Genomic DNA, 17,503 nt, shown 5'->3' with positions numbered 1-17,503 from the left:
ACTAGGCTTTTTTCATGGCTGCAAAAACTTGCTCATCAAGCTTCTCCGCAGCACGCTGATCATATATTTTGACAAATTGAGGCACAGAGGACAGCTGAGCGCCATAAAACAGCGCATTTCTCACCGCTTCAATCGTTATGTCGAAACAGCACATATTAAAGGGTACATCCAGCAACGGATCTTGTCGCACAGAGGCACGTCCGTTCACCGCATACACCATTTCTTCGCCAAAAACGGTAATCGTAATCAACGGATTGTGAATCATATTGTTCACAAGACGGGATCGATGGTCAATCGCCAAACGAAAAGTAGAAGCATTCTCGGCATAAATCCAGGAGATTGCTGTTGAAGTCGGACCTCCGGATTCCACATCCACGGTGTTCAGAAGCACAAAGGTCTCATCTTTGAATTGCTGTAACAAAGATTCTGTTAATTGTGTGACGGCTTCGGACATTCAACCAGCCCCCTAACCTTGTTTATGCAATTCTTATCTTGTGATGTTATTATAACACACTGCGAACCCGGCTTCCAATCCCCAAAGCTTGAGTCTACTGAGCTGATGTCGAGGCCTTCACTTTTCCTGCAAGAGTATCTTGAAGCGCCTGTTTTGCATTTGCCAGTTCCGTTTCATTAATATAAACATAAGGACTTCTCCACTCTCCGGTAACTGGAGTAAAGTGTACATCTGCAGTTGAAATATTCCAGTAAGTAGCGATGAAATTTTTCATCTGCTCGGATTCCACATCCGTGGTCATATTTTTATCTACAGCACTTATTACTTTGCCAATCTTGGTAATGCCACCGAGAGATTTCATCTGATCAAGCATTGCGTTCATGACCTGATTCTGTCTTTTGTTGCGATCAAAGTCATTTGATTCTGCTGTCTTGGGTTTACAATTGGATTTACGATAACGCACAAAATCGAGCGCCTCTTTCCCATCCAGGTGCTGAGGACCTACCTTCAGATTAATATCTGTATTGTCAGCGGTGTCTCGGTAACACATATTTTTATCCACCGTGACATCTACTCCACCCACAGCATTCACTGCATCACGAAAGGCTTGGAAGTTAATCACTGTAGCGTAATTAATATCCACACCCAGGTACTGGCCCATCATATCCTTCATTTGATCCTCTGCCTTTTTGCCCGAGGTCTTCTCCTGCGCTTTGAATCTTGGATAATAAGCGTTAAGTTTGTTGGACTTATACCCATCAAGCTGAATACGTGTGTCACGAGGCAAGGATACCACCGTTGCCGTCTTCGTATTCGGATTGAGTGCAGCAACCATAACAACATCGGACAAAAACGTACCTGTTTCGGGACGATTGTCCGTACCCAGCAGCAGCATCGTAAGGGGCTTTGTCGTAGCCGACATGCCAGGAGGAACAGGTTTGTCTATACCTGTATTTGCCACTTGATTATAGATCCAGTACAAATAACCTCCACCCACCAGAATGCCGATGACCAGTATACTCAGAAAAAATTTTACAAACCCGTTCATGCGTTTCTTCTTCTTCGGCTGCTTCCCTTTACTGTTTCTATTTCCTGAAGTGCCTGATGAATTCGAAGCTTGTCTCCGTGGAGGCAGCCCGTTTGAATTTGAGTTCATATGTTCAACACCTTTATCACATCTGTTTGGTCTAAATAAAACACAACCGCTTTCCCGAAGGAAAACGGATGTATTTATGCATAGACAGCATTATGAGTTTCGAGCGGCAGCTTCCGCTTTTTTCTTTTGACGACCTTCAACGAAATAACGCACGCGCACTAACAGCATCAAACCTACCGCTACCAGCAAACATTGAATGATGGGCAGCTTGTCGATCTGAAAAATAAGAAGCATGAACGTGCCCATCGCCATCAATATATATAACACAATTTCCTTACCGATCGGCAATTTCTGACGTACCCGAAAGACCTTGTTATACACGTAAGTAATCAATACAAAGATGACGATATAGGCGATGATCGGGTGTGATGCAAACCATGCTTGCATGTTAAGGCATCTCCTTTCATGATCATGCTGTACAAAAATCAATTCATTAAGGGACTCAGTTCTGCACAATGAGATTCTTCGTCGCTCGTTCGACCGTTCCGGGTTCGGATCGTTCTTTTGATCGCTGTTGTCCCCTAATTTCTGTGAACACTCTATCAAGTGTTGAAATTCGGTGACAAAGGCGAACGCTTCGCTTCTTCAGAATCGATTCCTCTCCCTCCACTACCTTAGGCGAGAGACAGGAATCATTCAACCGTGCAAACATAGCCCCTCAAACATTGACTTTTGTACCTCTTAGGGTAGTGGGTATTACGCGTTATTTTGAGCCATTTTGCGTTGTTTTTCTGCACGCTCACGCTCGGATTTGTTCAGGATCTTCTTGCGAAGACGAATAGATTTCGGTGTAATCTCACAGTATTCATCATCATTCAAATATTCAAGCGCTTGTTCCAACGAGAAGATAATAGGCGTTTTAATTTTAACCGTATCATCTTTACCTGAAGAACGAACGTTAGTCAGTTGCTTTTCTTTGCAAATGTTGACAACGATGTCGTTGTCTCGTGTATGCTCACCAACGATCATGCCTTCGTAAATTTCTGTTCCCGGCTCAAGGAAGAGCGTACCACGATCCTCAACGCCCATCATACCGTAGAACGTAGATGTACCCGTTTCAGTTGAGATCAGCACACCTTGGTGACGTCCACCCACTTGACCGGATACGACTGGAGCGTAGCTGTCAAATGCATGGTTCATTACGCCATAACCACGAGTCAATGTCAGGAAGTTCGTGCTGTATCCAATCAAACCACGTGCAGGAATCAGGAACTCCAGACGTACTTGACCGCTACCATTGTTGATCATGTTAACCATCTCTGCTTTGCGAGCTCCCAGGCTCTCCATGACGGAACCCATGCTTTCTTCAGGGATATCAATCAACAAGCGCTCAACTGGCTCCATTTTTTTACCGTCAATTTCTTTGATGATAACTTCTGGTTTGGATACTTGAAGCTCATATCCTTCACGACGCATATTTTCAATCAAAATACCGAGGTGAAGCTCACCACGTCCGGAAACAATAAATGCATCCGGGCTGTCTGTTTCTTCAACACGAAGGGATACGTCAGTTTCCAATTCTTTTAACAAACGCTCGCGCAATTTACGGGAAGTTACCCATTTACCTTCGCGGCCTGCGAATGGACTGTTGTTTACGAGGAATGTCATTTGCAGTGTTGGCTCATCGATTTTCAGAACCGGCAAAGCTTCAGGATTATTCGGATCAGCAATCGTTTCACCGATGTTGATATCCTTAATACCTGCGATCGCAACGATGTCACCTGCGCCAGCTTCCTCTGTCTCTACACGTTTCAGACCTTGGAAACCGAACAGTTTCTCGATACGAGCTGTTTTGCTTTTGCCATCACGCATAATAACAGTAACGGATTGGCCTTGGCGAATCACACCGCGGTTCACACGACCGATAGCGATACGTCCGAGGTATTCATTGTAGTCCATCAGAGTAACGAGGAATTGCAGCGGCTCTTCAACGTTCTCTGTTGGGTGGGGGATATGACTTACGATGGTATCGTAGATCGCCATCATGTTGTCATCTTGTTTGGCAGGATCGTCTTCCATGCTGGATGTTCCGTTTAATGCGGAAGCATATACGACAGGGAATTCAAGTTGTTGATCGTTGGCACCCAGTTCGATGAACAGGTCAAGTACTTCATCAATAACCTCAGCCGGACGAGCCGCTGGACGGTCAATTTTGTTTACAATTACGATTGGAGTCAGGTTGTGCTCCAGTGCTTTACGAAGTACGAACTTCGTTTGCGGCATACAGCCCTCATAAGCATCAACAACGAGCAATACGCCGTCAACCATTTTCATGATACGTTCTACTTCACCACCGAAGTCGGCGTGTCCAGGTGTGTCCACAATGTTGATCAGGTAATCTTTATACGTTATAGCCGTGTTTTTGGCCAAAATCGTAATACCGCGTTCACGCTCCAAATCGTTGGAGTCCATTGCGCGCTCCTGTACCGTCTCGTGATCACGGAATGTACCGGATTGCTGGAGCAACTTGTCGACGAGTGTTGTTTTCCCGTGGTCGACGTGGGCAATAATCGCAATATTGCGAATGTGTTCTCTTGAATGCATGGTTTGTATCCATATCCTTTCCAATTTCAATTCTTATCTACTAAACTTCCCGCAAAAATCGCAGGTTACTCACAAAATAAGCGTCGGTGATAACCCGACGCATGTCTATATCCCTTATATTATAGTTTATCATAGGTAAAAATCAAGATATTTCGCTCGAAACTGCGCAGTTCGGGAGCGGAGATGTTTACCATCCCCTGCCGCGGCCTGTACGTCCTCGTCCAACAAGCAACCATATACCTCCCAGAATAAGCAGGACCGCAAACACATAAATGATACCGGTTTGCAGCAGTGTAAACGCCAGCAAAACAACAGATACCGCCCCGATGATCAGTGCCGCAGGATATACAAATTCGGGTCTTCGCCGCTCAACCATGCCATATCCAAGCAAACCGACAGCAACGCCCAGCAGCAGAACAGGCCACAAATTTCTCATCAGTCCGGCTCCCCATATGTTCGTTATGCTGAACAGTACACCATACACGCTCAGCACTCCGGCTGGTAATAACGACCAGGCAGGTGTCATACGAGCATAAAATAATACATACAGCGCAATACCCGGCAGCAAAAGCAGAAGAGGCCAGAAGTTTCGGCCGATAAATGCAAACACCCCTAGCTTACCAAGCAAAATCAACAGCCCGGCAACCACTATAAACAGTCCGATCGCTTTTTCATTTTTCATCTTATTCACCTCTTGTTTTCATTAGCTATGTAATTTTCAAGCTGTGCCAACTTTTAGCACCGAACACATTTCTATTCGCAAAAACAAGCTGTCTCACTGTCTCTAGTGTATCTGATGTTTCTGCAAAAAACTATACTTGATGTCGAAAATACACTCATCCGACAATGCTAGAACAAACACATCAAAGGTCACTGTACTAAACTGATTCCCTTATTCACGGGCGTATGAAATCAGAGTCCAATATGATTCTGTATTCCCCTGAGCAGGAACAATTATAAATTTAGTCACTCGCATACATTGATTTATTTTTTACACATTCAAAAGAGGGTGTCCACCTGAGACACCCCGCCTAATATGAGCAATCGTTTTATTTCAGAATCATTTATGCGTTGCGGCGAACGAATCTGTGTGCACCTCCTGCCGCAATGACCAGACAAGCCATGGCTGCAGGAAGCATCGCGTGTGCTTCCCCCGCCATACCTCCCAGCCACTCTCCAAGCTTCGGGTCCTTCATTAACATCTCCCCAGCCGTAAATGCGAGTATGCCTGATCCGGCATATACGAGAATGGGGAAACGCTTCAGCAAACCTACAATAATTCCACTGCCCCAGACAACGATAGGGATACTGATTGCAATTCCGATAACAATCAAAGCCAGATCTCCATCCGCCAAAGCGGCAATGGCCAATACATTATCCAGACTCATCACAAAATCAGCGACCAGAATGGTTTGAATCGCCTTCCAGGTTGTGGACGCGTTGCGAATATGTACTTCGTCATCGTTTTGAAGCAGCAGTTTAAAGGCAATCCAGAATAATAACAGTCCGCCAGCCGCCTGAATAAATGGAATGCCCAGCAGCAATACCGCAGCAAACGTAAGCACGCAGCGCAGAAGCACTGCTCCGAACGCCCCCCACCATACCGCCTTTTTACGCTGAGCTGGAGGTAAATCTTTACTTGCCAGTGCAATGACTACCGCATTATCTCCACTCAGCACCAGATTGATCATTAAAATTTGAGTTAACAGCCACAGTGTATCCATGTCCTCATCCCCCCACTCTAACTTGTATGTCGAAGTTGTACATGCTATTCTTAGTGATTGAAGAATATACAGGGAGTGACATATTGCCATGGAGCTGTTTAGTCCCGCATTCTGGCTGGCTTTGTTGAACGTTGTCTTTATTGATCTGATTCTGGCTGGCGATAATGCCATCGTTATTGGACTTGCTGCCAGAAATCTACACCCTTCTGTACAAAAAAAGGCTATTCTGTACGGCACTGGCGGCGCGCTTCTCATTCGAATCGTGGCTACCGTCGTTGTACTATGGCTGCTCAAAGTACCTTGGCTGCTGCTCGTAGGAGGCTTGCTGCTCATATGGATTGCTTACAAGCTGCTGGCTGATCAAGGAGATGAGCACACCGACATTCAGGCAGGAACCTCACTCTGGGCCGCCGTGCGCACAATTATTATCGCGGATGCGGCCATGGGACTTGATAATGTGATTGCCGTAGCGGGAGCTGCGCAGCAGCATCTGGTGCTTGTCATCCTCGGACTGCTGATCAGTGTGCCTATTATTGTTTGGGGCAGCACCTTGTTTATCAAATTGATTAACCGGTTTCCATGGATTATTTATGTTGGCGCGATTGTACTGGGTTACACCGCCTCTAACATGATTACCGAAGAGAAGCGGCTCATGCCTTTTTTCACCGAACACCCGGCGCTGCGCATTCTGTTTATCGTTGCGGTGATTGTCGGCATCGTTCTAGCAGGTTATCGCAAACGCAGTGCAAGCAGCAAAGCCCAAGGCGAACGCCAGCGTTCCTATTCATAGCGAACAGCAAGTACACGAATTTGCTGCTATCAAGTATACTTATTAGCTGCTATCAAGTATACGTATTAGCTGCTATATGGATATTTTCAAAACAAAAGAAACAGGACTGTCCGTTTATGTCGGCCAGTCCTGTTTTTTGTCTATTAACATTTCATTTGTTATGTCTACCCATTCCTGGCTTCTGTGTCCGCAATTTAAAACCAATCATCCTTCATTACGCTGTCCACAGGCTGCCCTGTGAGCACAGAAGCTTCGCCTGCATGCAAGGTAATCGTTTCAGTCTGTTCAACCGCCTGATCCAGCCATTCCGGCAGCTGGCTTATCGTCGCTTCAATTTTGTCCACGATACGTAGATTTGGATTGGTAGACGGTGATTTCGGAACAAACAGTGTACAGCAGTCCTCATAGGGCAGAATGGAAATATCATAGGTGCCAATCTGTTTGGAAAGTGTAACGATCTCCTGTTTGTCCATCATGACCAGCGGTCTCAGCAGCGGCAAGTCTGTAGCGCGTCCGATCACATTCATGCTTGGAAGCGTTTGGCTCGCGACCTGTCCCAGGCTGTCCCCGGTAATCAGGGCAAGAGCACGCTCGCGCTCAGCCAGCTTCGTAGCAATACGCAGCATCGAACGGCGCATCAATGTAATAATCAGATTATCCTGCCCCAACTGGGTGAATGCGGTCTGGATTTCCGTGAACGGAACGAGATGCAGCTTGATCGATCCCGCATGATCGGCAAGCGCACGGGCCAGATCAATGACCTTTTCCTTGGCGCGCTGGCTTGTAAAAGGATAACTGTAGAAATGCACACATTCCACTTCGAGTCCACGGCGCATGGAAGACCAGGCAGCCACAGGACTGTCGATGCCACCAGATAACAGCACCATCGCCTTCCCATTGGTTCCAAGCGGGAATCCGCCTGCCGCTGGAATCACTTCGCTGAAAATGTACGTGCCTTGTTCACGGATTTCCACACGCAGTTCGATATCAGGTTCACGAACATCCACCTTCAGCTGCTGAAATTTGCGCAGAATCGGCGAGCCGACCAAATGATTGGTTTCATGCGAGGAATGCGGGAACGCCTTCCATACCCGCCGCGCATTTACTTTAAAGGTTGTACCTTCTCCGAATTCCTCTGCACGTTCATCCATAAATGCAACGGCCGTCTGCACAATGGCGTCAATCTCAGACGGTGTCACTTTAACAGGGCTAATCGACATTACACCAAACACTCGCTTCAGTACCGGGATGAGCTGTGTATGGGATTCCCCGCCGAGGTCCACGTAGACCCGTCCGTATTCTTTACGAAGCGAGGCTCCAGGGTAAGGTTTGAGCAGCGCTTTGACTTGAGTAATTATCGTTTTTTCGAAACGTGAACGATTTTTTCCTTTTAACATAAACTCTCCAAAACGGAGAAGCAGCATATCATAATTCAACATTTAAGTTACATCCGCCTTTCGAGTGGCCGCAGCTGTGCCACCATCTGATGCAGTGCCTGTTCCAGCATCGCTGCATCCTCTTCTGTATGTTCATCGCCAAAACTGATTCGTAATCCCCCTGCGGCGCAGGCAGCATCTCTACCCATTGCAAGCAGCACACGGCTCGGTTCAGCCGAACGCGAGGAGCAAGCAGATTGGGTAGACACCGTACACCCCAGCTGCTCCAGCGTATGAAGTGCCACCTCAGCCTTCATGCCGGGATAAGAGAAGTTCACGATATGCGGCGCCCCTTCTTTGGTGCTGTTCAGCTCTAGTCCAGGAATAACAGCAATTGTATCGATCATTCGATCACGAAGAACTTGTATACGCCTTGCAAAATCAGGCTGTGCCTCCGCCGCAATCCGCATCGCTTTAGCCATACCCACGATCATGGCTACGTTCTCTGTACCTGCCCTGAGACCATGTTCCTGCGAACCTCCTGACAGGAGAGGTGTAAGCTCCACACCATCTCGTACATAAAGCAATCCCGTGCCTTTCGGGCCCCGAACTTTATGGGCAGACAGGCTGTACAGGTCTGCTTGCCACCGGGCTGGCGCCACAGGTAATTTTCCGAAACCCTGGACGCCATCTACATGAAAAAGAACCCGCGGTGCCTTTTGCTTCAGCTGCCTGCCAATCTCCTGCACCGGATGAACTGCACCCGTTTCATTGTTCACATGCATTAAACTGACAAGCACTGTATCTGAACGCACAGCGCCTGTCACCTGATCCGCAGTAACCATACCTCCCGAGTCCACAGGTAAAAAGGTTACATCCCATCCCCACTGCTGCAGCTGCAGCACACTCTCATACACAGAGGCATGCTCCGCAGCAGTAGTGATGATATGTTTCCCTCTTGAAGCATACCGAAGCGCTGCTCCTTTAATCGCAAGATTGTTGCTCTCCGTAGCCCCGGATGTAAATATAATCTCATCTGCTTTTACACCGATGGCAGCAGCACAACCCGCACGCGCCCGGCGCAGCAGTTGATCTGCACGTTCACCATATCCATGGATGGAAGAGGCATTCCCGAACTGGGTTTCCATAATTTCCGATATCGTGCGAATCACGTCAGGATGCGGGGGTGTCGTTGCAGCATAATCAAAATATTTCAAAACGAGGTGTACCCTCCTTATCAGTTCGTTCATCAGCCTACAGTGAGCATTGTACCACGATCTCCACACAACACAAAAAGACCAACCAGGAGCAGGCTGGATGTAAGCCCGCCTTTTGTGTTGGATCTTCTTGGATAGCATGATGTGCCGGTTGCTGTGTTTAACATTTTGAATTAAAGCATATATTTAGAGCGTGCCCGCTCTACCTTGGAAATATAATTCTGGGTTTCGACAGGCAGAAGATGAAGCATACTCATCAGCTCGCTATCATTCGTAATCCCAAGTCTCGATAACCTTCCGGGTCCGGCATTATAAGCAGCCAAAGCCATCTTTTCCTGACCTCCAAAACGCTGGAGCTGAAGTGATAAATATTTGGTTCCCGCATCAATATTTTGAGCCGGATCAAATGAATCACTTACGCCAAGGCCAGCAGCTGTGCCATCCATCAATTGCATTAGACCCTTCGCCCCTGCAGAAGAGACCACATTCGGATTAAAGCCCGATTCGGTATCAATGACAGCCTTGATTAAAGATTCGGGTACACCGTACTTGATGCTTGCCTGTGCGATTAGCGATTCATAATCGGTAGGTACCGATTTACCGGAATCCACTGCTCCTGCGTCAGAGGATGTAAGCAGAGCGCTCAAAGCATCCGTATCGGTTGTATTTTCTGTATGCATATCCGGGCTATATGTACCACCAAGCTGCAGCCACAGCAGGCCATCATTCGACCTTTTGGAAAGGATAGCCTGATTCTCCGCATCACTTGCACCGCTAGTATTTGTATTTAACAAACCACTGATCACATCGGAAAAATCATTCGTTGAATCAGCCGCAGCCGACCCGCTCGTTTGGTTGTTCATATTGGACAATTGCAGCTCCAGTAGCTGCCGTGAACTGCGTGGATCAATCTGCATGTGGTATATTCACTCCCGTTTCATTTAACCTTGCTGACTTTATTCTACATTGTTTTACATACAGGTTCCATCATTTTCATAAAAAATAATCGATTCCACGTTCACATATGCGTTAATACGAAAAAAACCTTCCGTCTTTCACCATAAACAAGTGAGGACAGAAGGTTACCATTTTCTTCTCAGACAAGGATAGCAGCTGCCCCTATCCTGTGATTCTTTTTTAACGTGCAAAAGGAATCATAAAAAAGTAACTTAACGTAGCAACAATACCTAGCCCGATCGACCAGGCTCCTGCTGTTTTGCGACCATTCACATACGCATAATACCCAAGCACAGCTGCCGCCGGACCAAGCACGATGGACCACATAAACAAAGATGCGATACCAAAAGCAAGACCCAAATAGCCCGCTGCACGGCTAGTAGACTCCATCACCCGGTCTGCTTCATGCTTCACAGGCACTGCATCTGCTGGCACTTCATCTGTACGATCTGTACGTTCTTTCCTTACAGCTGCTGGCGGTGCCACCTCTGCCCCGTATTCCTCACGGAATGCTTTTCTAGGGTAGTCCACTCGCTGACGTTGATGTTCACCTTGTCCATCCGTGTTATAACGTTCCAGGCGATTATCATTAGTATCATCATTCTTCACGTGAAAGCACCTCCGTTATTCAATAGGATGACTGCTTACTTAGGTTTGAATGTGTGGCAGCAGGTAGCTGACGAAGTACGCGCATGATCATGATGGTCGGAGTCGAAGGTCTCCCCGGCAAATTCCTCATGCAAACGACGGGTAGCATGCTGGTCGATGTCAATCATAATGGCATCGGCCTGACAGAAGTTGTTTTCTCCCCAGAAATGACAGTTAGATACGCTGCATTTGACGATTGGTTTGTCATGGCTCATTTTTTATCACCTCGACATGTATTGTTGCCCCGCGTGAAATCCGATATTCTCCGCCTAAATGCCAGATGATAACATGTCGGGAGCAAACCGCTGATCGTCAGCCATTTCTTCCATCCGTCCAACACAAAAAACCGCCACAAGGGCGGTTTTTCCATTAGAAACGTATTGTCGTCCATTAAATTAAGTTCGCAACTGTAGCAAAATTATGCGTGGTTACGTTGATTTTGCATACGGCGCTGGGTCAGATAATCACTTTCATAATAGGCCAGATCATCGCGTAGTTCCTCATACGTTTTGGAAATCTCAAGAATAACGTCGCGTACGGCACGAACGGGCTTATCACGGAAGCGAATCGCATCCTGACCAGTGTAAGCGTATCTTCCATCTTCGGAGTAGCACTCGTTTTTCGGATAGAAAAAGCTGTTTACACTTTGGTGATACGTATTATAAAGAGCCTTTTCGGCAAATTCGACATCAAAGTTGGCACGACGCAGCACAACGCCAAGTTTTTCGTAAGAAACTTCAGAAAAAACGAGCAAATGACGGAGATCTGAAAGGAATCCTTTGTAGAAGGCTGTTGATTCCTCCGTCTGATTCTGATCCAGTTCAGGCAAAGCATTTTCATTTAAAAACTTTTCGATCCGATCGATCGCCGGTTTTAACTTTTCCCTAGTTGACTCACATGTTTTCTGTACATTGGCTGCTGACATAAAGGTAGCTCCCCCTTAAATAAGTCCTTACATATTTACATATAGTTTGGCCAAACAACATTTGTTCCTGACCTTTTGAATACTCAGATATAATCCTACCATAAAAAGTTGACGAGCGGTATCCCTTAATCTTGCTTTCCATTCATGTCACGGAACCTGGTGGATACCCAGCATAGAAACTGAAACTCTTTGCATAAAAATATGCCCTTCTCCTAACGCTAACTACAATCCATAACAAGCCCAGATGCGTACAAACACATCCAATGAGCTTGTGCAAAATGAACGAAGGAGGTTCTGTTCCATGTCCAGACCACGATGGATGAACTGGGCTCTTGCCGCAGGCGCTGGCGCACTCGCGCTCACTTTACTGCTTCCCACATCCAACCGCACCGTTCCGAGACCAAGTGCACTGCAAGAAAATCCACAGAAGGAACATGCAAGCAAGCAGCGCCTGAAGGTTCAGGATATCAAAGCCACCGATCAGCTTACCCGTGTAGATGCCAAACAGCATCTCGGTATTATGCTGAACAAAACGGCTTCAATGAACGAGGCCCAGCTCAACCGATACATGAAGCATCTTCAGGATTCACACGGACACATTCGTTCGATCCAGCTTATGAACACGGATGGCACATCCAGCAAACGATTTGATCGTACAGTCAAACCCGGAAACAAGCTCGAGCAGCAGAAATTAAATCATACGCTGAATCTGGCAAGAAAGGCAGTCAACAAACGCCAGAGCTTTGAATCCTCTTCGTTTCCGCTGGGGAAAGAGAAATATTTTGTGATGGGGCAGCCCTCCAAGGATGGCAAACGGGCAGTCATCGCTTTGTTCAGTCAAAGTGTACTTAATGCCGTGGAAAAACACCAGCGCAAAAATTTGCGGATGATCCCATACCCGCGTGAAGGGAAATTCAAAATCGAGTCGGTGCACCCCGATACCTTGAACGAAATTACAGTCAAGACCGGACATGACAACGCGAATGCAAGCCATTTTTACGAAAATGAAATCGTCATTCGCTTCCGGCAAGACCCTAGTGAACGCGATATGCGGATCATTCATTCGGACTTGAAAACACAATCTGCGCGCAAGCTTGGGTATACGTATGTTTTTCGATCCGAGACGATGAATTATAAACAATTGCGGGACTATTTCGGCAGTAAATGGAACCCTTTGTATATGGAACCTCACTATATGTATTTAACCAATGAAGCACCAGCTGAACAAACCGATGTCACCATCCCCAATGACGTGCTCTTCTCGGATTATCAGTGGAATTTGCCTGCAATCGAGACGAATCGCGGATGGAACATTACCAAAGGAAACAAGGATGTCATTGTGGCCGTAGTGGATACAGGGGTTGATGTGAATCACCCGGATCTGAAAGGCAAATTACTCGAAGGATACAATGTCGTAAAACCGGGCAGCAAGCCGATGGATGATGTGGGGCACGGTACACATGTTGCCGGTATTATCGGAGCGATCGTGAACAATAATGAAGGTGTAGCTGGCATGAGCTGGTATAACAAGGTGCTGCCCGTCAAGGTGCTTGATAACTCAGGATCGGGTACAACGTATGCTGTTGCCGAAGGAATCATCTGGGCAGCGGATCATGGCGCCAAAGTCATTAACATGAGTTTGGGCAATTATGCAGATGCCCAATTTCTGCATGATGCCATCAAATATGCTTTTGACCGGGATATCGTACTCATCGCTGCAACTGGCAACGATAATACCGAGCGTCCAGGTTACCCCGCCGCGTATCCGGAGGTTTTTGCTGTCTCGGCCACTGACCCGGATATGAACAAGGCTTCTTACTCCAACTATGGGGACTACGTCGATGTGACCGCTCCGGGTTCGAGCATCGCCAGTACGTACCCGGACAATCAATATGCTGCTCTGTCAGGTACATCCATGGCGAGTCCGCACGTTGCTGCACTGGCTGGCCTGATTCGCTCTCTGAATCCAGACCTGACCAATACCGAGGTTATGGATTTGATGCGGCAGAGCGTTATCGATCTGGGTGATCCGGGACACGATAAATATTACGGCTACGGGCAGATTGATGTATACAAAGCGCTGCAGGCCGCCTCGGGCAGCAGTGCCCCGCTGCAATTTTGGCCGCAGCATGTCAGACAGCAGTTAGATAATACGTTGAACAAGTATACTCGGTAAATATGTAAATATTTACATTTTATAATATGCCGAACAAAATATAATCGATCATGCAGCAATGTATTTTGTTCACCTGATTGAATATGGAAACAAACAAAAGCAGCTGCGCCTCGGGGCGTATGCTGCTCTTTGGTTTTGAACCTATTTCCCCGAGGCACTCGCTGCGCCTAGCGCTTGCGAGAGGTTGTGCGGGCTTTGCCTGATTTTTTCACGGATTTTTTCTTATGGCTGGACACATACAGCGGTCCTGGTCCTTCTTCCTTCACAACCACCGGATACATATGGTGAGGGATCGGAACGCAGTGATGCTGTTTTACAATTTCAATCGGGTGAATAACAGGCACGATCTGTGGAATGTAATAATCTTGAACAACCTGGATCGGATCACATACAATTGGAGAAACCTCTGGACAGCAATGGTTCATTTCAAACCAACTCCCTTTCAAGTGATACTATAACCTATTGCAGTTCACACGAAGTGGTATGGATGGATGTCCATAGTCAAAAAAATTATATGAGCGGCAGCCTGTCCGCCGCTGCCCCGGCCTGCTGGGATGTGTATCTTTCAATCACACCACATAACGTAATCAGCCCCTGCCGCAGCGCTTCTTCGCTGGTCACCGTGAAACAGATTCGCAGGCTTGACGTATCACTCTCCCCAACAAAACAGGCTGATCCAGGCAAAAAGGATACCCCCGCAGCAAGAGACTGCCGATGCAGCTCATGTATATCAAAGCTCCCGTGTAATTCAAGCCACAAGTTAAGTCCTCCATCTGGAAGACGCCATTGCATCCCCTTCGCTGCATGCTCGTTCAACACCTCGGAAGCAGCACACAGCCGCGCATACAATTTCTCTCGAAGCTTACGCACATAAACATCGTACTGATTCTGAATGTACGTCTGCAGGGCCTTCTGGGTTAATAGCGGACTCCCCAGATCAGCTGTAGATTTGGCGGCTACAAGCCGGGTCAGTACACTTCCATCCGCAATCGCGCAAGCTACACGGCAGCCCGGGGACAGCACCTTGCTGAAGCTTTTGATGTAAACGACATGTCCGGCACTATCCATCGATTTAATGGAAGCTGGCGGCGGCTCATGAAAATACAAATCAGCAAATGGATCATCCTCAAGTATAAGGCAGTGATAGCTTTGCGCAATGTTAAGCAGCTGGGCCCGTCTTCTTGCACTCATCGTTATGCCCGTTGGATTATGATATGTAGGAACAGTATAAATCAGCTTCGGTGCATAGGTATCACACAGGCGGGTCAGCAGATCGATACGCATGCCTTCATCATCCATAGGAACTGTGATAATCTTGGCTCCCCTGCTCGTAAATACATCAATTGCTCCAGTATACGTCGGGGCCTCCATATATACAACATCGCCAGGCCCAACAAATGTACGAGCTACCAGATCAATACCCTGCTGTGCACCGCTCGTGATTAACATTCGTTCAGGTGCCGCATGAAGTCCACGAGAATTGAAATGTGCAGCAAAAGTCTGTCTTAGTTCCCAATCCCCCTGAAATGATCCATATGCGGCCATGCGCTCCGTATGATCTGATGAGAGATGGTAGGCGCTGTCGATGATATCACGCGTAGGCAGCATTTCTGGTTGAATCGCGGACATATGCAGTTCATAGCGAACCTGAGGAGAGACATCAAAATGCCGCCACAACTGCGCTCTTGGCAAATAATCGATTAATGTCATTTGCCAGTTCAGCGCTGCACCTGTATCACTGCTTGCCTTCCTGTGAACATTACCAGTACCATCCTCTTGGGGCTGAGGTGTTGTAGTGGAGGCTCCCAAACCAGTCACATAACAGCCTTTACCCTGGGAACAGCTGATAAGTTGTATAGCTTCGAGTTCAGCATAAGCTTTGGTCACTGTGACCAGGCTTACTCCCAGATCAACAGTCATTTTGCGCACAGAGGGCAACCGGGTTCCCGGCTCTATTAATCCCGAACGGATACGGTCTGCAATCGTTAGAGCAATCTGCACATACAGCTTGGTGCTGCTCCCCCGTTTCAATTCAATATGCATAATCACTCCCCCAACTGTTATGATCGTCGTTTTACTGTTATAGTGCGTTCTATCTATTATAGTTTATAATATCAGTATAACAGTGAATAACAGGAGATGAGAATATCATGAGTACACCTTGGTCTAAAATGGCACAAAACACCCCGTCCTCTGTCGTTCGCGACATGTTACAGGCCGCACAAGCGCCCGGAATGATCTCCCTTGCAGGTGGTCTTCCTGCGCAAACTTCCTTCCCGCTTGAAGCCATCCGCGCAGCTTATGAGAAAGTATTTATGAGCGGTTCAGCCGCTCTTCAATATGCAGAAACGGAAGGCTATCGTCCGCTTCGTGTCAAAATTGCTGAGCGTCTGGAAGCCAAAGGACTGCCTGCTTCACCTGATCATATGCTGTTAACGACTGGATCACAGCAATCCATCGACCTGGTCTGCCGCATCCTGCTTGACCCGGGTGACAGCGTACTTGTGGAATCACCTACTTATCTGGCGGCTCTGCAGGTCATCCAATCTTATCAGGGCATATCACACGGCGTAGCCTGTGACGATCACGGTATGCTGCCAGAATCTCTGGAAGAGCAGCTTCAACTGCATCGCCCTAAACTGGTCTACATTAACCCCACGTTCTCTAACCCGACAGGCAAAGTGTGGTCCCGTGAGAGAAGACAACAAGCCGTGGATTTGTGCCGGAAATATGGTGTACTTATTCTGGAGGATGATCCTTATGGTGAAATCCGCTTTAACCCTGAACAATTAGATGCACCTGCTCTCGCAGCACTGGATGCTGCATCATATGAAGGACCGTCCAACGTAATCTATACCAGCACTTTTTCCAAAACAGTAGCTCCGGGCCTTCGTACCGGCTGGATTCTCGCTGCTCCCGATGTTGTCAAAATTGCTGCTCGTGCCAAGCAAGGTGCAGACCTGCACTCCAGCAGCATTGATCAGCGAGCACTGCACGCATTACTTGAGACTTTTGATCTGGATGCCCATATTCGCTACATCTCTCAGGACTATGAACAGCGTATGAGAACGCTGACCGAACTCATGGCCCGTAAATCATGGGAGGGCATTACATGGAACTCTCCGCAAGGCGGCATGTTCTTGTGGCTGACGCTTCCTGAAGGCATGCTTGCCAGCAACCTGTTCACATACGGCATCCAGGAGAAGGTATGTATCGTACCCGGAGATTCCTTCTACGCCGGAACACCAGAGCTTAACCGGATGCGGATTAACTTTACCCATACCGACCCTGAGCTTCTCCCTGAAGCGGTAGAACGTATGGATCGTGCCATTCAGCGCTGGCATGCTTCAAGCCAATCCGATCATGTGGTAACGATGTAACAAACTGTCATTACGATAGCATAACAGTTAACCGCTTTAGCCTTTTTTACGGGCTAAGCGGTTTTTCTCGTTCAATAGCCGTGCTGCTTACGTTGGAATAAAAATAAGGCGTGAGATTCAAAATGAATCTGACGCCTTATTTTATATAACCTGTTG

At 47.3% G+C, this 17,503-nt stretch carries 17 protein-coding genes; 3 read left to right on the top strand and 14 right to left on the bottom strand.

Annotated features, from left to right (window positions below; genetic code table 11):
- Position 1: 1 nt before the first annotated feature.
- The 6 genes from HNR77_RS07930 to HNR77_RS07905 all read right to left on the bottom strand — a co-directional run bounded on the left by HNR77_RS07930 (position 2) and on the right by HNR77_RS07905 (position 5,878).
- On the bottom strand, positions 2-454 hold the full coding sequence (locus HNR77_RS07930; protein WP_184182315.1) for a pyridoxamine 5'-phosphate oxidase family protein: 453 nt from the start codon (positions 452-454) through the stop codon (positions 2-4).
- A gap of 94 nt (positions 455-548) precedes the next feature.
- Positions 549-1,610: an LCP family protein gene (locus HNR77_RS07925; protein WP_184182313.1), complete on the bottom strand. Its 1,062-nt coding sequence runs from the start codon at positions 1,608-1,610 to the stop codon at positions 549-551.
- Between the two features lie 90 nt (positions 1,611-1,700).
- Positions 1,701-1,997 carry a YlaH-like family protein gene (locus HNR77_RS07920; protein WP_110897963.1) on the bottom strand — a complete coding sequence of 99 codons (297 nt, stop codon included), beginning with the start codon at positions 1,995-1,997 and terminating at the stop codon, positions 1,701-1,703.
- Between the two features lie 309 nt (positions 1,998-2,306).
- The gene (typA, locus tag HNR77_RS07915; protein ID WP_111271895.1) at positions 2,307-4,154 is read right to left on the bottom strand and encodes a translational GTPase TypA; all 1,848 of its coding nucleotides are present in this window, start codon (positions 4,152-4,154) and stop codon (positions 2,307-2,309) included.
- Positions 4,155-4,341: 187 nt separating this feature from the next.
- Complete coding sequence (locus tag HNR77_RS07910) at positions 4,342-4,836, bottom strand: hypothetical protein (protein WP_184182311.1); 495 nt, start codon at positions 4,834-4,836, stop codon at positions 4,342-4,344.
- A 382-nt stretch (positions 4,837-5,218) separates the two neighbouring features.
- Entirely contained in the window at positions 5,219-5,878 is a 660-nt protein-coding gene (locus HNR77_RS07905) for a TerC family protein (RefSeq protein ID WP_184182309.1), read from the bottom strand.
- 88 nt (positions 5,879-5,966) lie between these two features.
- On the opposite strand from HNR77_RS07905, the gene HNR77_RS07900 reads away from it, so the two are divergent.
- A complete protein-coding gene (locus HNR77_RS07900; protein ID WP_184182307.1) occupies positions 5,967-6,668 on the top strand; it encodes a TerC family protein in 702 nt (233 codons plus the stop codon).
- 194 nt (positions 6,669-6,862) lie between these two features.
- Here the strand turns inward: HNR77_RS07900 and thiI are convergent, their stop codons facing one another.
- From thiI to HNR77_RS07870, 6 genes are all read right to left on the bottom strand, one after another.
- Positions 6,863-8,104 carry a tRNA uracil 4-sulfurtransferase ThiI gene (thiI, locus tag HNR77_RS07895; RefSeq protein WP_184182436.1) on the bottom strand — a complete coding sequence of 414 codons (1,242 nt, stop codon included), beginning with the start codon at positions 8,102-8,104 and terminating at the stop codon, positions 6,863-6,865.
- A gap of 8 nt (positions 8,105-8,112) precedes the next feature.
- The gene (locus HNR77_RS07890) at positions 8,113-9,261 is read right to left on the bottom strand and encodes a cysteine desulfurase family protein (RefSeq protein WP_184182304.1); all 1,149 of its coding nucleotides are present in this window, start codon (positions 9,259-9,261) and stop codon (positions 8,113-8,115) included.
- A gap of 173 nt (positions 9,262-9,434) precedes the next feature.
- On the bottom strand, positions 9,435-10,178 hold the full coding sequence (locus HNR77_RS07885) for a lytic transglycosylase domain-containing protein (protein WP_184182302.1): 744 nt from the start codon (positions 10,176-10,178) through the stop codon (positions 9,435-9,437).
- 220 nt (positions 10,179-10,398) lie between these two features.
- A complete protein-coding gene (locus HNR77_RS07880; protein ID WP_397366341.1) occupies positions 10,399-10,827 on the bottom strand; it encodes a hypothetical protein in 429 nt (142 codons plus the stop codon).
- A 35-nt stretch (positions 10,828-10,862) separates the two neighbouring features.
- Complete coding sequence (locus HNR77_RS07875) at positions 10,863-11,081, bottom strand: DUF1540 domain-containing protein (RefSeq protein WP_110897971.1); 219 nt, start codon at positions 11,079-11,081, stop codon at positions 10,863-10,865.
- A 203-nt stretch (positions 11,082-11,284) separates the two neighbouring features.
- Positions 11,285-11,791 carry a YpuI family protein gene (locus HNR77_RS07870; protein WP_111271888.1) on the bottom strand — a complete coding sequence of 169 codons (507 nt, stop codon included), beginning with the start codon at positions 11,789-11,791 and terminating at the stop codon, positions 11,285-11,287.
- A 301-nt stretch (positions 11,792-12,092) separates the two neighbouring features.
- Here HNR77_RS07870 and HNR77_RS07865 point away from each other — a divergent pair, with 301 nt between their 5' ends.
- Positions 12,093-13,967 (top strand): S8 family peptidase, encoded by a 1,875-nt coding sequence (locus HNR77_RS07865; RefSeq protein ID WP_184182300.1) that lies wholly within the window; start codon positions 12,093-12,095, stop codon positions 13,965-13,967.
- Positions 13,968-14,134: 167 nt separating this feature from the next.
- On the opposite strand, the gene HNR77_RS07860 is transcribed toward HNR77_RS07865, so the two are convergent.
- Together HNR77_RS07860 and pdxR are read right to left on the bottom strand one after the other, a co-directional pair.
- The gene (locus HNR77_RS07860; protein WP_184182298.1) at positions 14,135-14,392 is read right to left on the bottom strand and encodes a hypothetical protein; all 258 of its coding nucleotides are present in this window, start codon (positions 14,390-14,392) and stop codon (positions 14,135-14,137) included.
- A gap of 85 nt (positions 14,393-14,477) precedes the next feature.
- Positions 14,478-16,010 (bottom strand): MocR-like pyridoxine biosynthesis transcription factor PdxR, encoded by a 1,533-nt coding sequence (pdxR, locus tag HNR77_RS07855; protein WP_184182296.1) that lies wholly within the window; start codon positions 16,008-16,010, stop codon positions 14,478-14,480.
- A gap of 107 nt (positions 16,011-16,117) precedes the next feature.
- On the opposite strand from pdxR, the gene HNR77_RS07850 reads away from it, so the two are divergent.
- Complete coding sequence (locus HNR77_RS07850) at positions 16,118-17,347, top strand: aminotransferase-like domain-containing protein (RefSeq protein WP_184182294.1); 1,230 nt, start codon at positions 16,118-16,120, stop codon at positions 17,345-17,347.
- Positions 17,348-17,503: the final 156 nt, after the last annotated feature.

This window comes from Paenibacillus sp. JGP012, assembly GCF_014203995.1.
In the GTDB taxonomy this organism is placed as follows: Bacteria; Bacillota; Bacilli; order Paenibacillales; family Paenibacillaceae; genus Paenibacillus; species Paenibacillus silvae.
Note: the sequence above shows the minus strand (reverse complement) of the source record. Positions and strands in the feature narration are given on the sequence as shown.